Origin of the sequence: Marinobacter segnicrescens (genome assembly GCF_900111555.1) — a bacterium.
Taxonomy (GTDB): domain Bacteria; phylum Pseudomonadota; class Gammaproteobacteria; order Pseudomonadales; family Oleiphilaceae; genus Marinobacter; species Marinobacter segnicrescens.
This window is the reverse complement of record NZ_FOHZ01000010.1, coordinates 24,115-38,288: the sequence shown is the minus strand read 5'-3', so window position 1 is coordinate 38,288 and position 14,174 is coordinate 24,115. Positions and strand designations below refer to the sequence as shown.

Genomic DNA, 14,174 nt, shown 5'->3' with positions numbered 1-14,174 from the left:
CGGAAAAGGACCAGGGCCGCCATGATCGAATTCCGTCAGGTTACCAAGCGTTATGACAGTGATCATACGGCCCTGCGCCATGTGTCGTTCGACCTGGACCGGGGCGAACTGGCATTCCTTACGGGGCATTCAGGTGCCGGCAAGAGTACCCTGCTCAAACTGATCCTGCTGATGGAGCGCCCCACCGCCGGTGAGGTTCGGGTTGGCGGCCAGCTTCTCAATACCATGCCCCGGCGCCAGATCCCCTACGTTCGTCGCCATATTGGCGCTGTCTTCCAGAACCATCAGCTGCTGTTCGATCGGACCGTTTTCGATAACGTGGCCATGCCGCTGGAGGTCATGGGCGTGTCCCACGACGATATTGGCCGGCGGGTACGGGCAGCGCTGGACAAGGTGGGCCTGCTGAGCAAGGAAAAAATGAACCCGGTGCAGCTCTCTGGCGGTGAGCAGCAACGGGTTGGCATAGCCAGGGCAGTGGTCAACAAGCCACCGGTGCTGCTGGCGGATGAGCCTACCGGTAACCTGGACCCGGAGTTGTCGGCCGATATCATGCACCTGTTTGAGCAATTCAGTCAGGTGGGAGTCACGGTACTGATTGCCACCCACGATATTGCCCTCATCGAGTCCATGGGGCGGCGTCGACTCACGCTTTCCCGGGGTGAGCTGCGCACAGGGAGGCCCGTCATGGCCGGAGGCGGAGCATGAATCGCCAACCCCGACAAACCGCCGATCGACGCAACCGGGGTGCCGGTCGCAACCGGACTTCGCTGCGAGCCGTGCTGGCCAGCTACCGCGCCCATCACCTCAAGGTTGCCAGGGACAGTGCACGCCGACTACTGGAAGCCCCGGTTGCCAGTGCCATGACGTGGGCGGTGATGGGGATCGCGCTGGCATTGCCAGTGGGCCTGCTGTTGTTGCTGGCGAGCCTGCAGGGCATCAGCGCCGGGTGGGAGAGCGCCGCCCGGATTACGGTCTACCTGGAGGACAGGGCTTCCGGCGAGTCCGCCGGTCAGCTACAGGGGGAGCTTGCCGGCCGGGACGATGTGGCTGATGTGGTGCTGATTCACCGGGATCAGGCGCTGGCGGAGTTTCGCGCTAACTCGGGGCTCGAGGAAGCACTGGATTACCTCGATGAAAATCCGCTCCCGCATACCTTGCTGGTGACGCCGGTGGATGATGCTCGCACTGCTGCGGGTGTTGATCGGCTGGCGGCGGAACTGGAATCCCTGGACCTGGTGACTCGGGTTCAGGTCGACCTGGGCTGGTTGCAGCGATTGGCAGCCATAACGGACCTGATCGCCCGGGCTGTGTGGGTGCTGACGATCCTGCTGGCCGCAGCGGTGATCCTGGTTATTGGTAATACCATTCGCCTCGCTATCGAAAATCGTCGGGACGAGATATTGGTGGCAAAGCTGGTGGGTGGTACGGATGCATTTGTACGGCGGCCGTTCCTTTACACGGGGGCCTGGTATGGACTGGGTGGTGGCGTGGTAGCCGTGCTGATTCTGCAGTTTGCCATCTGGTGGCTGAATGGCTCGGTACGTGAGTTGGCCGTGCTCTATAACAGTGAGTTTTCCCTGAGTGGACTGCCGCTTGACGGGGCGCTGGGGCTGCTGGTCGTTGCTGTTGCCATGGGTTGGGCAGGTGCGTGGCTTGCGGTAAGGCGACACCTGGATGCCATCGAGCCCGGTGAGATTGCGGGGGCTGGGTAGCACCTGCACTTTGGTTACGGGTTGTTCACGCGGTTTGTTGCCTACTGTGTTAGTGTGACAGGTGGATACACCTTTTTATTTCATGGGCGAAGGCGTTGCCGTATTCAATCCGGCGTACGGGAAACACCGTATGGTTGCATCAGGGGGCTGGGTCCTATTTTAGGTGCATTCACAGTTTCCCGGAATGATCTGAACACGGGGCGCGCAGGTGTGTTGAGGGTAGGCGGCAGTGCTATCTGGACGATAACGGCTTGATCGCAGATCCTGGTTATTTTTGGTTAGTGTGTTGATAAAGCCGGGAAAAATGCGCAGGCCGGGAACTAATTTGCCACTTGGCTGTCATAAATTGAGTTGCTATATTTATGGGTTGCCGAGTACGGAGGATACGAATGGGTACAGGTTTACAGTTAGCGGATCGTCTCGTCCCGGGTGCCAATCTGGAGTCTTACATTCAGGCTGCCAGTCGGATACCGGTACTGACCGTAGACGAGGAACGTAAGCTTGCCGAACGCCTCCACTATGAAGGAGACGTCGAAGCGGCGCGTACGCTGGTGCTCTCACACCTGCGTTTTGTTATCCACATTGCCCGCAGCTATTCAGGCTACGGCCTGGCGCAGGCTGACCTGATACAGGAAGGTAATGTCGGCCTGATGAAGGCGGTCAAGCGCTTCAACCCGGAATACGGGGTGCGTCTGGTGTCCTTTGCCGTGCACTGGATCAAGGCGGAGATTCACGAGTTTATCCTGCGCAACTGGCGAATTGTGAAGGTGGCTACCACCAAGGCTCAGCGCAAGCTGTTCTTTAACCTGCGTAGCCAGAAAAAGCGCCTGGCCTGGTTGAACCAGGACGAGCTTAATGCGGTTGCCAATGACCTCGGAGTTGAGCCCCGCGTGGTCCGTGAGATGGAAGGTCGCCTGGCGTCGCAGGACACCGCCTTCGATGGCCCCCAGGATGACGATGACGACAACGCCTACCAGGCGCCGGCCTATTACCTGGAAGATCGCCGAAGTGACCCTGCGGTTCAGTTGGAGCAGTCCGACTGGACCGCGGACTCCAACGGTCGCCTGATGGACGCGTTGCAGAGCCTGGACGAACGCAGCCAGGATATCCTGCGGGAACGCTGGCTGACCGACAGCAAGTCCACACTGCATGAGCTTGCGGATAAATACGGTGTTTCGGCTGAGCGTATTCGCCAGCTGGAAAAGAACGCCATGAAGAAGATCCGGGTGAAGATGGCCGAAGCGGCCTGATCACCCACTGGTCGTAATCTGATAACGCCACCGGCCTGCCTGCTGGTGGCGTTTTTGTTTGCAGGGAGAAAAATTCGATGGCAGCCCCCCACATTGCCTTCCTGGGTATTGGCCTGATGGGTGCGCCTATGGTGCACAACCTGTTGGCCGCCGGCTTTCCCATGACGCTCTGGAACCGCACCGCCCGCAAATGCGAGCCGTTTGAAGTCAGTGCCACCATAGCTGCTACCCCGGCTGAAGCCGTTGCCGGAGCAGACGTGGTAATCACTATGCTGGAGAACGGCGATGTCGTGGAATCGGTATTGGTAGCGCAGGGCGTTATGACAGCGCTGAGGCCGGATGCGGTCCTGGTGGACATGAGTTCGGTCCAGCCCTCCCTGGCTCGGCGCCATGCCGCGCTGGCTGCTGAACAGGGCGCCGGCTACCTGGATGCGCCGGTCTCCGGCGGTACGCGCGGCGCGGAAGCCGGCACTCTCAGTATCATGGCGGGCGGCAAGGCCGATACCCTGGGAAGGGTACGACCCGTTTTTGAAGCCCTGGGCCAGGTAACCCATATTGGGCCGGTGGGCGCCGGGCAGCTGGCGAAACTGGCCAACCAGGCCATAGTCGGTATCACCATTGGCGCAGTGTCCGAAGCCTTGTTACTGGCGGCTAAGGGTGGCGCCGACCCGGTGGCTGTGCGGGAAGCCCTGATGGGGGGCTTTGCCGGCAGCAAGATCCTGGAGCAACACGGCCAACGGATGATCGACCGGGACTTTGCCCCTGGCGCACCGGCGCGCATTCAGCTGAAAGACCTGCGAATGATCCTGGATGAAGCCCGATCCGAGGGCCTGACCCTGCCGCTGGCGCAGCTAGCCCATAACAGCTACCTGTCACTGGTGGCCAATGGACATGCCGATGTGGACCATAGCGGGCTATTGCTGGAACTTGAGCACGTTAACGGAGCACGTCTCGGCGGCTTCCGGCAGGACAGCAAGGGGCAGGACTGAGCTATGCCCAGATTCGCTGCCAACCTGACGCTGTTATTCAACGAAGTGCCGTTCCAAGACCGGTTCGCCTCTGCCGCGGGTGCCGGTTTTACCGGGGTGGAGTACCTTTTTCCCTATGCCTGGCCGGAAGCCTTCCTGGCGCAGAAGCTTCAGGACAATAACCTCACCCAGGTGCTGTTTAACCTTCCTCCAGGTGACTGGGACAGGGGTGAGCGGGGTATCGCCTGCCTGCCCGGGCGGGAGGTGGAATTCCGTCAGGGCGTGGAAGAAGCCATCCGCTATGCCAGGGCCCTGGGTTGTCGGCAGCTCAACTGCCTCGCCGGGCTGGCGCCTGCCGGTACCGAGCCGGAAGTACTCTGGGCCACGTTGCGCGAGAATGTAGCCTGGGCTGCGCGGCGGCTAGCGGACGAGGGCATCGTTCTTTGTCTGGAAGCCATCAATTCCCGGATCGATATGCCGGGCTTTCTGCTGGATACTTCCGGCAAGGTGGTGCAGCTCATGGATGAGATAGGTGCGGACAACCTGCGGTTGCAGTATGACCTTTACCATATGCAGATCATGGAAGGAGACCTGATCCGGACCCTGCAGGATCTGCTGCCCCGCATCGGCCATATCCAGTTCGCCGACAACCCGGGCCGTCATGAACCGGGCACCGGGGAGATTAATTTCCGGACTATCTTCAATGCCCTGGACGAGGCCGGTTACACAGGTTGGGTAAGTGCGGAATACCGCCCGAAAGGTCGCACAGAGGATGGGCTGGGCTGGATGAAAGCTGTCCAGGGGTCCACAATGTGACCGTCGTCATTGGCGACACCCTCTTACAGGATCGTAACTGGCAGCCAATCATGACAGCCCTTACTCTGGGCAAACATTAACAAGGGGAGCCGGGGCCTTCGGTCAGCCGACAGGCCCGCATCCGGACACATAACCCCCGGGTTTTCCGGCCTCCCTTGCGGTACAGTGGTTACTCAGTCAGGCGGGAGGAAGACCGGTGAAAGCACTGGTAATCGAAGACGATCAGGACGTAGCAAGCTACCTGGTAAAAGGGCTCAAGGAGTCCGATTTCGTGGTGGATCACGCGGCTGACGGCAAGGAAGGCATGATGATGGCCGCCAGCGAAGACTACGACATCATGATTGTGGACCGGATGTTACCGGGTATGGACGGCTTGTCCATCATCAAGACGGTACGGGCTACCGGCAACCAGGTCCCGGTGCTGATTCTCAGTGCCCTGGGGGATGTGGATGACCGGGTTGAGGGTCTGCGTGGTGGTGGCGATGACTACCTGACCAAGCCGTTCTCCTTTACTGAACTGCTGGCCCGAATTGAGTCCCTGGTGCGCCGTAACCGCCAGTCTGCCGAAACCGAGACAGTTCTGAAGGTGGCTGACCTGGAGATGGACCTGCTGGCCCGGACCGTCAAGCGCGCCGGCCAGAATATCGATGTCCAGCCCCGGGAGTTCAGGCTGCTTGAATACCTGATGCGCAACGCCGGTCAGGTGGTGACCCGTACCATGCTGCTGGAGAAAGTGTGGGATTACCACTTCGACCCCCAGACCAACGTGATCGATGTGCACATCAGCCGTCTACGGGCAAAGATCGACAAGGAGTTCGATACCCCGCTGCTCCAGACAGTCAGGGGTGCGGGATACATGCTGCGTGAAACTGCTTAGTCAGCTACGAACCTCTACATTCCAGCTGGCCCTGCTCTACATGGTGGTGTTTGCCACCTCGGTTTTCCTGTTGCTGGCGTTCATCTACTGGCGTACCGCCGGTTTCATGACTGCCCAGACCGATGAAACCATCGAAGCTGAGATAGCAGGGCTGGCGGAGCAATACCGGGGTCGGGGTGTTAATGGCCTGATCACGATCATCCGTGAGCGGGTGGCCCGTGACCCCAATGCCAAATCGCTTTACCTGCTTACCACCGATGAGTACCTCAAGCTGGCTGGTAACCTGAACGGCTGGCCGGTGGAATCGCAGTCCCGGGAAGGTAGCTGGATCAACTTTACCCTGGACGAAAGCCTGGGCTGGACCGGTCCGCCACGGCAGGCCCGGGCCCGTATCTTTGAGGTGCAGGGCGGCCTGCGATTACTGGTTGGCCGTGATGTGGATGACCTCAATACCCTGAAAGCCCTGATCGAAACCGCTATCAACTGGGGCATGGGTATCACCCTGGCCCTGGCCTTGCTGGGCGGCTTCATGATGAGCCGCAGCACTACCCGCCGTATAGAAGTGATCAACAACACTTCGCGCAAGATCATGAACGGGCATTTGTCCCAACGGATTCCCACCCGGGGCACCCAGGACGATTTTGACCAGCTCGCCGAAAACCTCAACCAGATGCTGGACCGGATCGTTTACCTCATGGAAGGCATCCGCCATGTGTCTGACAGCATCGCCCATGACCTGCGCACACCCCTGACCCGGCTGCGCAACCAGCTGGAAACCACGCTGATGCTGGTGGATAACGACGAGGCCCGGGACCAGGCCGCGAAGGCGGTGGCGGAGGCGGACCAGCTTCTGGCCACCTTCAATGCCCTGCTTCGGATCGCCCGGCTGGAAACCCGGGGCAATACCACCGCGGACCTGCGGCCGGTTTCTCTCGGCTTGCTGGTACGGGATGCCTGTGAACTCTATGAGGCGGTCTCGGAAGACAAGTTCCAGACCTTTACCCAGGACATCGACGACGAGGTGACGGTGGAAGGCGATCGGGACCTGCTGTTCCAGATGGTCAGCAACCTGATCGATAACGCCATCAAGTATACCCCCGAGGAAGGGGAAATCGTGGTGAGGGTAGTGATAGAGAGCGGGGCAGCGATCTTCGAGGTGGCCGACAGTGGTATCGGTGTCCCGGACGACGAGAAAGGCCAGATTTTCCAGCGCTTCTACCGGGTTGGCAAGAGCCGCTCATTACCAGGTAACGGTCTGGGGCTGAGCCTGGTCAGTGCGGTGGCCGAGATCCACCAGGGCACCATTGGCGTCTTTGATCACCACCCGGGTGCCGGTCACCCCGGATTGCGGGTTCGGGTTACCTTGCCCCGCTATAATCCCCAGAAGCGTCGCGTGAAGTCAGTGGCAGCCACTGCAGAGGCCGGGCAGCCCGAAGATTACTCTGTCTGAGACTTGTTGTCGTCGTTGCGGCGAAACCGGTTAATGCGCTCGGCGACGGGCCGTAGCACCGGCGAACCTTCCCGTTCAAGACTGTCCAGCATATCGCCGGCCTGGCGACGATAGCGATCGAGACGGGTTTGCAGGCTTTCCCATTCGCCTTCCAGGTGGTGCTGCTCGGCCATCAGGAAAGCGGCAATATTGTGGCGATTCACCTTATCGGTAATGCCCATCCGGTCGAGCTGATAGCCTACAGCGTCAACGCCCTTGAGGGCTGCCTGGGTGAGCTTCTCTGTGTTCATAGGTCTGCTTGTCCTCAACAGGGAGGTAACTGGCACTTGATAGTCCCATCATGGGGCCGCCGGGCCAAGTATACAACCTGCCAGTTGCGGCAGGGAAAGGCGGCAATGATGCCTGAAATAAATGTCATTGCGCGGCCACTTCGGGTTAACGGCTCCCGTGCATAATAGGTAGGGCAGTAGTGAAGCAGACCACGAAGGTTCCGTCTGCTTCTCCCTCCAGCACAGCGCTAGCCTTGACCCCGCAACTTGCGGGGTTTTTTTCGCCCGGATGAAAACCGTATTACGGTGAGGCCTGGACCTGGGGTGTGGTTCAGTCTGCCAGCTCTGGCTTTTCGTACTGGATATCAGTGACGTACCAGGTGGCTGGTCCTTCCGGTGTCTGCACCAGGGCTTCGTCGTCAACCTGTTTTTTCAGCAGGGCCCGGGCCATGGGGGAGTCGATGGAAATAAAGCGTTTGTCGAGGTCCAGTTCGTCGTAGCCTACGATGCGGAAGCGGCGGGCCATGCCGTCTTCGTTCTCAACCTCAACCCAGGCTCCGAAAAAGACACGACCTTCCTGCTCCGGGCTGTAGTCGACCACCTGCAGTTCCCGGGAACGCCGTTCCAGGTAGCGGAAGCGGCGGTCAATCTCCCGCAGCCGCTTCTTGTTGTACTGGTAGTCCGCGTTCTCGGAGCGATCGCCCAAGCTGGCAGCCCAGGTTACCTTGCGAGTCACTTCGGGGCGCTCCACACGCCACAGGTGCTCCATCTCGGCTTTCAGCGCCTCGAAACCGGCGCGCGTGATCAACCTCGCGCGCATGGGGTATCAGGCCGGCTCTGCTGCCGACTCCTGTTTGTGGAGTACATCGCTGTAGAAGAACATAAGAGCCTGGCGTGCCTGGTTGAGCCGGGCACGTGACACCTGGATGCGGTCCTGCAGGTAAAGTAGGAAGAGCTGCTGGTCGGCACTTTCCAGTGTCTCCGGGGTCTTCGGTTGGTGGAAGAGTACGAAGCGCGCGATCCAGTGAAGATAGGTCTGCTGGGTGCGCTGATTCAGTTGCTGATGGCGGATGGCGTCCTGCACTCGCTGAAACAGGCCGGGTTCGCTCTGTTCAAGCGCTTCGGTCAGATGCATGGTGATTCCTGCTGATGGCTCGCGAGCCGCTTACCGGCCCTGTTGTTGTTATAGTGACGGCATCATATGACAAACGCTTGAATACCGCAAAAACCATCTGCAGGAAAGCCGGGATACTGAGGTTACGGCTTGTTCAGACGCTTCAGCACACCCACGCCCAGTTTATCCATCAACCGCGAAAGTCCTCGAGGCGGTTGATATAACGCTGCATGGCGTCTTCCCTGGACATTCCCGTGAGCTTCTTCCGGGCATCGAACTTGGCCCTGCCTACAAAGTCCATCATACCCGGGCGCTTGCCGGAGACATCCCCCTCGGTAGCCTGCTTGTAGAGGGCATAGAATTCCAGTTTCTGTTCGTTGGAGGGGCCCTGGTCGCCCCGCCCGTTCTGTATGTAATCCACCGCCTCATTAAAACGGGTTTCAAGATCGCTCATGGCAGTTTCCTTGATCTTTTTTAAAGAGGTCCGTTAGACGTCTGTGATGGCAGTATAGCGCCAGGTATCCGGCTATGGCCATGTTGACGCAGGTGGTTTCAGGTGAGCTCTCCGTCAATCAGCGCCAGTAGCTGATCGCGGGTGGACTGGAGGATACGCTCCGACAGAGCCGTATCGCTGACACTCCGTGCCAGCATAAGGCCGCCGACCATGGCTGACAGGATCAGAAAGCTGCGTTCTTCCCGCTTGTCCTGTTCCAGCCCACCCTGAATCAGCGTCAGTCGGTCATGCACAATCCGGTCTGTGGTCTCACTGGGTCGGCCAAGCTGGCCCAGTTCTGCTGATACGGTGGGTAGTGCACAACCCTGACCGGGGGAATCCCGATGGGCGCGGGAAAGATACCGGGTGATCAGTGTTGCCAGAGGTGTTGCGGTCTCATGGACCCGGGCGGTCTCTTCGTCCATTTGACGGGCCGCTTCCTGGAGGGCCGATTCGACCAGGTCGTCCTTTGACCGGAAGTGAGCATAAAAGCCGCCATGGGTGAGTCCCAGGGTCTTCATAAGCGGCTGCAGGCCGGTGTTGCTGATGCCCTGTTCCCGGAATTGCCGGGCAGCTTCGGCAAGTATACGTTGGCGGGTTTTCTCCTTCTGGTCGGGAGAGTAACGCATCGGAAGCCTCCTGGAATCGGGTTTGCCGCGGGCTAAGTACGCCCGCGGCCTGGATGCCGACATGCTACACCGAAAGCCGGGGCCGGTCAGTGCCTGGCGGGCACCGACAATAGCTATGCATCGGCGGAAGACCGTTCCAGCAGGGTTGCCACGCCCTGACCACCACCCACGCACTGAGTGGCAATGGCGTAGCACCCTCCGGTACGCGCCAGCAGCGAGGCCGCCTTGCCCGTTATCCGGGCACCGGTGGCGCCCAATGGGTGGCCAAGGGCCAGCGCACCCCCGTCAAGGTTAACCCTGTCCCGGGGCATGTTTAGTTCCTGCAGACACGCGATGGCCTGGCTGGCAAACGCTTCGTTGATTTCCATCAGGTCAATGTCATCGATTGTGAGACCGCTGCGTTCCAGAACCTTACGGGTGGCATACACGGGGCCCATGCCCATGATCTCCGGCGGGCAGCCGGCCACCGCAACAGCTCGTATCCGAGCGAGTACGGGCAGGTGATACTGGTCCGCAAAGGTTCGGGTGCAGACCAGGACGGCAGCGCTGCCATCGGTCAGCGGGGAAGAGGTGGCCGCAGTGACCGATCCTTCGAAAGCCGGCGGCAGTCCGGCCAGGGTCTCCAGGTTGGTTCCAGGCCTGATGCAACCATCTTCCCGGACCTCGCCATCAGGCGTTGTCAGGGGGACGATTTCGTCCGCCAGGCGCCCCCCGTCACGGGCGGCAGCCGCTCTGGCATGGGAGTCAACGGCCATCTGCTCTTGTTCCAGCCGGCTGACGCCATAGCGGCGGGCCACCTCCTCAGCAGTGAAGCCCATGGGCATATAGGCCTGTGGGTAGTGCTCCATAAGCTCAGGATTGGGGCAGTTGCTGAAGCCCCCCATGGGTACCCGGGTCATGGATTCGACGCCGGCGCAGAGGAAGGCGTTACCAGCGCCCAGCATCAGCTGGCCGGCCGCATAGTGAATAGCGGCCATGGAAGAGCCACAGAACCGGTTGATGGTGGCGGCTCCCGGAGTCTCCGGAAAACCGGCCCGGAAACTGGCAATGCGGGCAAGGTTGTTGCCCTGTTCGCCCTCGGGGTAGGCGCAGCCCAGAATGACGTCTTCCAGTAATGAGGGACTGAGATCCAGCCGGCTGACCAGGCCGCCCATGACCTGGGCGGCCATGTCATCCGGGCGCAGGTTGACGAGCTGGCCTTTGCGGGCGAAATGAAAAGGCGACCGGGCGTAGCCGGCTATTACGATGTTGGTCATTCTGGTGCTCCTGGCGTTCCATCAATGGTTAAATTACAACCATCATATTATAGTCGTAATATAACGGACGCAAATCCTTTTTGATCAGGCAATGGGGCAGGTTCCACGGTTATTAGTGCAGCGTTCCTGTTGGTGTCTAAAAAAGAAGTACAGGCGCAGGCATGCTGGGCATACTGCGGTCCAGGGACTGGCCGCCTATATCCTTGAGCACCAGTGCGGGCAGGTCACCAATCCGGGTCAGCTCATGGGCTTGGGTCAGGTAGCTGCCTTTCGCGACCCGCAGGATGCCATACTCATGCACAAAAATGGCATTTCGTGTCACCGGGGTTGAACTCCCGTTAATCGGTGCAATAGTTAAGAGAGATTTCCCCGAAGCCATCTTTCCGGGCAGACTTCCGACCAGAATAGACAAGAAATCGGTGGCCGGGGCCCGGCCAGATTACGCCTTCACGCATTTGACGATCGGAAAAGGAGGCAACACATGTCGAATGACGGTATCAGCAACGACAGTTACAACACCCTCTCCACCCTGGATGTGGACGGCAAAACCTACCACTATTACAGCCTTCCCAAGGCGCAGGAGGCACTGGGCGACCTGGGCAAGATGCCTTTTTCCCTCAAGGTGCTGACGGAAAACCTGCTGCGCTTCGAGGATGGCGTAACGGTAGAGAAAAAACACCTGGAGGCCATGGTGCAGTGGCTCAAGGATCGCCGTTCCGACACCGAGATCCAGTTCCGCCCGGCGCGGGTGCTGATGCAGGACTTTACCGGTGTGCCCGGGGTGGTGGACCTGGCGGCCATGCGTGAAGCAGTCAAGAAGGCTGGCAAGGACCCGGCACTGATCAACCCCCTGTCGCCGGTGGACCTTGTGATAGACCACTCGGTGATGGTGGACAAGTTTGGTGACGCGTCGGCCTTCAAGGACAACGTGACTATCGAGATGGAGCGTAATCAGGAACGTTATGAGTTCCTGCGCTGGGGCCAGCAGGCCTTTGACAACTTCCGTGTGGTGCCGCCGGGTACCGGTATCTGCCACCAGGTCAACCTGGAATACCTGGGCAAGACCGTGTGGCACAAAGAACAGGGGGGCAAGACCTTTGCCTATCCGGATACCCTGGTAGGCACCGACTCTCACACCACCATGATTAACGGCCTGGGCATCCTCGGCTGGGGTGTGGGTGGTATCGAGGCGGAAGCCGCCATGCTGGGCCAGCCGGTATCCATGCTGATTCCCGAAGTGGTGGGTTTCAAGATCACCGGTAAGCTCCGTGAAGGCATCACTGCCACCGACCTGGTACTGACGGTCACTGAAATGCTTCGCAAGAAGGGCGTGGTGGGCAAGTTCGTGGAATTCTACGGCGACGGCCTCAAGGACATGCCGGTAGCCGACCGCGCCACCATTGCCAACATGGCACCGGAATATGGTGCCACCTGCGGGTTCTTCCCGGTGGACGAGCAGACCCTGACCTACATGAAGCTGACGGGGCGCGATGACCATCAGCTGGAACTGGTGAAGGCCTACGCCAAGGCCCAGGGTCTGTGGCGGGAGCCGGGCCACGAGCCGGTATACAGCGACACCCTGGAGCTGGACATGGGCGACGTGGTCGCCAGCCTGGCCGGTCCCAAGCGGCCCCAGGATCGTGTCCCACTGACCAAGATGAAGTCGGCCTTCGAGCTAGTCATGGAAACCGCCGAGGGTCCGAATCAGCTTCGCGAGGAGAAATGGGAGTCTGAAGGTGGCCAGACCGCCGTGGGCGTTGAGGACAGCTACGAGCACCATGCGAGCCAGCCCCTGAACCTGGACGGCGAGGAATCCCGCCTGGATCCGGGTGCGGTGGTGATTGCGGCCATTACCTCCTGTACCAATACCTCCAACCCCAGCGTGATGATGGCTGCCGGCTTGATTGCGCAAAAGGCAGTGGAAAAAGGCCTGAGCACCAAGCCGTGGGTGAAGACTTCGCTGGCACCGGGCTCCAAGGTAGTTACTGACTACCTGAAGGTTGGTGGTTTCCAGGATGACCTGGACAAGCTGGGCTTCAACCTGGTGGGTTATGGTTGCACCACCTGTATCGGCAACTCCGGCCCGTTGCCGGAGGCAGTGGAAAAGGCCATTACCGACGGTGACCTGACCGTGGCTTCGGTACTCTCGGGCAACCGGAACTTTGAGGGCCGGGTGCACCCACTTGTACGGACCAACTGGCTGGCGTCACCCCCGCTGGTGGTTGCCTATGCCCTGGCGGGTAATGTGCGCGTGGACCTTACCAAGGACCCGCTTGGTACCGACAAGGACGGTAACCCGGTTTACCTGAAGGACCTCTGGCCCAGCCAGCAGGAAATTGCCGAGGCGGTAGAAAAAGTGAAGACCGACATGTTCCGCAAGGAGTACGCGGAAGTGTTCGACGGAGACCAAACCTGGCAGTCCATCAAGGTGCCGGAGAGCAAGGTGTACGAGTGGTCGGACAACTCCACCTACATCCAGCACCCGCCTTTCTTTGAAGGTCTCGGACCGGAGCCGGATGCCATCGAGGATATCCGCGATGCCAACATCCTGGCGTTGCTGGGTGACTCGGTGACCACCGACCATATTTCACCCGCAGGCTCCTTCAAGGCCGATACACCGGCCGGGAAATACCTGCAGGAGCACGGGGTGGAGCCGAAAGACTTCAACTCCTACGGTTCCCGTCGTGGCAACCACGAAGTGATGATGCGGGGTACCTTTGCCAACGTCCGTATCCGTAACGAGATGCTCGATGGCGTGGAAGGTGGATTCACCAAGTTCGTGCCCACCGGGGAACAGATGGCCATCTACGATGCTGCCATGAAATACCAGGAGCAGGGCACGCCACTGGTGGTTATTGCCGGCAAGGAGTACGGCACCGGTTCCAGCCGTGACTGGGCTGCCAAGGGTACCCGTCTGCTGGGGGTCAAGGCCGTGGTGGCTGAGTCCTACGAGCGCATCCACCGCTCCAACCTGATCGGTATGGGGGTAATGCCCCTGCAGTTCCCGGAGGGTGTGGATCGCAAGAGCCTGAAGCTGACCGGTGAGGAGACCATCAGCATCGAAGGCCTGTCCGGCGATATCCAGCCGGGCCAGAGCCTGAAGATGACGGTCACCTACAAGGATGGCTCAACCGATACCTGTGATCTCAAGTCCCGCATTGATACGGCTAACGAGGCGGTGTATTTCCGCCATGGTGGCATTCTCCACTATGTGGTGCGGGAGATGATCAAGCAGGCATCGTAGGTTCTGTCAGTAATGTTGCTTTAACTCTCCAGGCTGGCGGCGTACTTGCCGCCGGCCGCCTTTCATGCGAGGCTCTCGGCTGAACACGCTGTTGTT

15 protein-coding genes are annotated in these 14,174 nt (G+C 59.9%); 8 read left to right on the top strand and 7 right to left on the bottom strand.

Annotated elements, in window-relative coordinates; genetic code table 11:
- Positions 1-21: 21 nt before the first annotated feature.
- The 7 genes from ftsE to BM036_RS11285 all read left to right on the top strand — a co-directional run bounded on the left by ftsE (position 22) and on the right by BM036_RS11285 (position 7,073).
- Complete coding sequence (ftsE, locus tag BM036_RS11315) at positions 22-705, top strand: cell division ATP-binding protein FtsE (RefSeq protein WP_091851962.1); 684 nt, start codon at positions 22-24, stop codon at positions 703-705.
- Positions 702-1,712, top strand: a complete 1,011-nt coding sequence (gene ftsX, locus BM036_RS11310) for a permease-like cell division protein FtsX (protein ID WP_091851960.1) — start codon at positions 702-704, stop codon at positions 1,710-1,712. Before ftsE ends, ftsX begins: the two co-directional genes overlap by 4 nt.
- 389 nt (positions 1,713-2,101) lie before the next feature.
- On the top strand, positions 2,102-2,962 hold the full coding sequence (gene rpoH / locus BM036_RS11305) for an RNA polymerase sigma factor RpoH (RefSeq protein ID WP_091851957.1): 861 nt from the start codon (positions 2,102-2,104) through the stop codon (positions 2,960-2,962).
- A gap of 77 nt (positions 2,963-3,039) precedes the next feature.
- Positions 3,040-3,951, top strand: coding sequence for an NAD(P)-dependent oxidoreductase (locus tag BM036_RS11300; RefSeq protein ID WP_091851955.1), 912 nt, complete (start codon positions 3,040-3,042; stop codon positions 3,949-3,951).
- A gap of 3 nt (positions 3,952-3,954) precedes the next feature.
- Positions 3,955-4,746 (top strand): hydroxypyruvate isomerase, encoded by a 792-nt coding sequence (hyi, locus tag BM036_RS11295; protein WP_091851952.1) that lies wholly within the window; start codon positions 3,955-3,957, stop codon positions 4,744-4,746.
- Between the two features lie 196 nt (positions 4,747-4,942).
- Positions 4,943-5,623, top strand: coding sequence for a winged helix-turn-helix domain-containing protein (locus tag BM036_RS11290; RefSeq protein WP_091851950.1), 681 nt, complete (start codon positions 4,943-4,945; stop codon positions 5,621-5,623).
- Entirely contained in the window at positions 5,610-7,073 is a 1,464-nt protein-coding gene (locus BM036_RS11285) for a HAMP domain-containing sensor histidine kinase (protein ID WP_091851947.1), read from the top strand. Before BM036_RS11290 ends, BM036_RS11285 begins: the two co-directional genes overlap by 14 nt.
- Here BM036_RS11285 and BM036_RS11280 read toward each other — a convergent pair.
- The 7 genes from BM036_RS11280 to BM036_RS11250 form a co-directional block, all read right to left on the bottom strand.
- Positions 7,061-7,363: a hypothetical protein gene (locus tag BM036_RS11280; RefSeq protein ID WP_091851944.1), complete on the bottom strand. Its 303-nt coding sequence runs from the start codon at positions 7,361-7,363 to the stop codon at positions 7,061-7,063. The genes BM036_RS11285 and BM036_RS11280 overlap by 13 nt on opposite strands.
- 310 nt (positions 7,364-7,673) lie before the next feature.
- Positions 7,674-8,162, bottom strand: a complete 489-nt coding sequence (gene greB / locus BM036_RS11275) for a transcription elongation factor GreB (RefSeq protein ID WP_091851941.1) — start codon at positions 8,160-8,162, stop codon at positions 7,674-7,676.
- A 6-nt stretch (positions 8,163-8,168) separates the two neighbouring features.
- Entirely contained in the window at positions 8,169-8,477 is a 309-nt protein-coding gene (locus tag BM036_RS11270) for a site-specific integrase (protein WP_091851938.1), read from the bottom strand.
- A 169-nt stretch (positions 8,478-8,646) separates the two neighbouring features.
- On the bottom strand, positions 8,647-8,910 hold the full coding sequence (locus BM036_RS11265) for an acyl-CoA-binding protein (protein WP_091851935.1): 264 nt from the start codon (positions 8,908-8,910) through the stop codon (positions 8,647-8,649).
- 98 nt (positions 8,911-9,008) lie between these two features.
- Positions 9,009-9,578 (bottom strand): TetR/AcrR family transcriptional regulator, encoded by a 570-nt coding sequence (locus BM036_RS11260; RefSeq protein ID WP_091851932.1) that lies wholly within the window; start codon positions 9,576-9,578, stop codon positions 9,009-9,011.
- Between the two features lie 113 nt (positions 9,579-9,691).
- Positions 9,692-10,834: a thiolase family protein gene (locus BM036_RS11255; protein ID WP_091851929.1), complete on the bottom strand. Its 1,143-nt coding sequence runs from the start codon at positions 10,832-10,834 to the stop codon at positions 9,692-9,694.
- 136 nt (positions 10,835-10,970) lie between these two features.
- Positions 10,971-11,156: a hypothetical protein gene (locus BM036_RS11250; protein WP_091851926.1), complete on the bottom strand. Its 186-nt coding sequence runs from the start codon at positions 11,154-11,156 to the stop codon at positions 10,971-10,973.
- A gap of 159 nt (positions 11,157-11,315) precedes the next feature.
- Between BM036_RS11250 and acnA the strand changes: the two genes are divergently transcribed.
- Positions 11,316-14,078, top strand: coding sequence for an aconitate hydratase AcnA (acnA, locus tag BM036_RS11245; protein WP_091851923.1), 2,763 nt, complete (start codon positions 11,316-11,318; stop codon positions 14,076-14,078).
- Positions 14,079-14,174: the final 96 nt, after the last annotated feature.

Excerpts from the sequence above, each read along its gene's own strand:
- ftsE (WP_091851962.1), top strand. The coding sequence starts at position 22 with ATGATCGAATTCCGTCAGGTTACCAAGCGTTATGACAGTGATCATACG.
- ftsX (WP_091851960.1), top strand. The coding sequence starts at position 702 with ATGAATCGCCAACCCCGACAAACCGCCGATCGACGCAACCGGGGTGCC.
- rpoH (WP_091851957.1), top strand. The coding sequence starts at position 2,102 with ATGGGTACAGGTTTACAGTTAGCGGATCGTCTCGTCCCGGGTGCCAAT.
- BM036_RS11300 (WP_091851955.1), top strand. The coding sequence starts at position 3,040 with ATGGCAGCCCCCCACATTGCCTTCCTGGGTATTGGCCTGATGGGTGCG.
- hyi (WP_091851952.1), top strand. The coding sequence starts at position 3,955 with ATGCCCAGATTCGCTGCCAACCTGACGCTGTTATTCAACGAAGTGCCG.
- BM036_RS11280 (WP_091851944.1), bottom strand. The coding sequence starts at position 7,363 with ATGAACACAGAGAAGCTCACCCAGGCAGCCCTCAAGGGCGTTGACGCT.
- greB (WP_091851941.1), bottom strand. The coding sequence starts at position 8,162 with ATGCGCGCGAGGTTGATCACGCGCGCCGGTTTCGAGGCGCTGAAAGCC.
- BM036_RS11270 (WP_091851938.1), bottom strand. The coding sequence starts at position 8,477 with ATGCATCTGACCGAAGCGCTTGAACAGAGCGAACCCGGCCTGTTTCAG.
- BM036_RS11265 (WP_091851935.1), bottom strand. The coding sequence starts at position 8,910 with ATGAGCGATCTTGAAACCCGTTTTAATGAGGCGGTGGATTACATACAG.
- BM036_RS11260 (WP_091851932.1), bottom strand. The coding sequence starts at position 9,578 with ATGCGTTACTCTCCCGACCAGAAGGAGAAAACCCGCCAACGTATACTT.
- BM036_RS11255 (WP_091851929.1), bottom strand. The coding sequence starts at position 10,834 with ATGACCAACATCGTAATAGCCGGCTACGCCCGGTCGCCTTTTCATTTC.
- acnA (WP_091851923.1), top strand. The coding sequence starts at position 11,316 with ATGTCGAATGACGGTATCAGCAACGACAGTTACAACACCCTCTCCACC.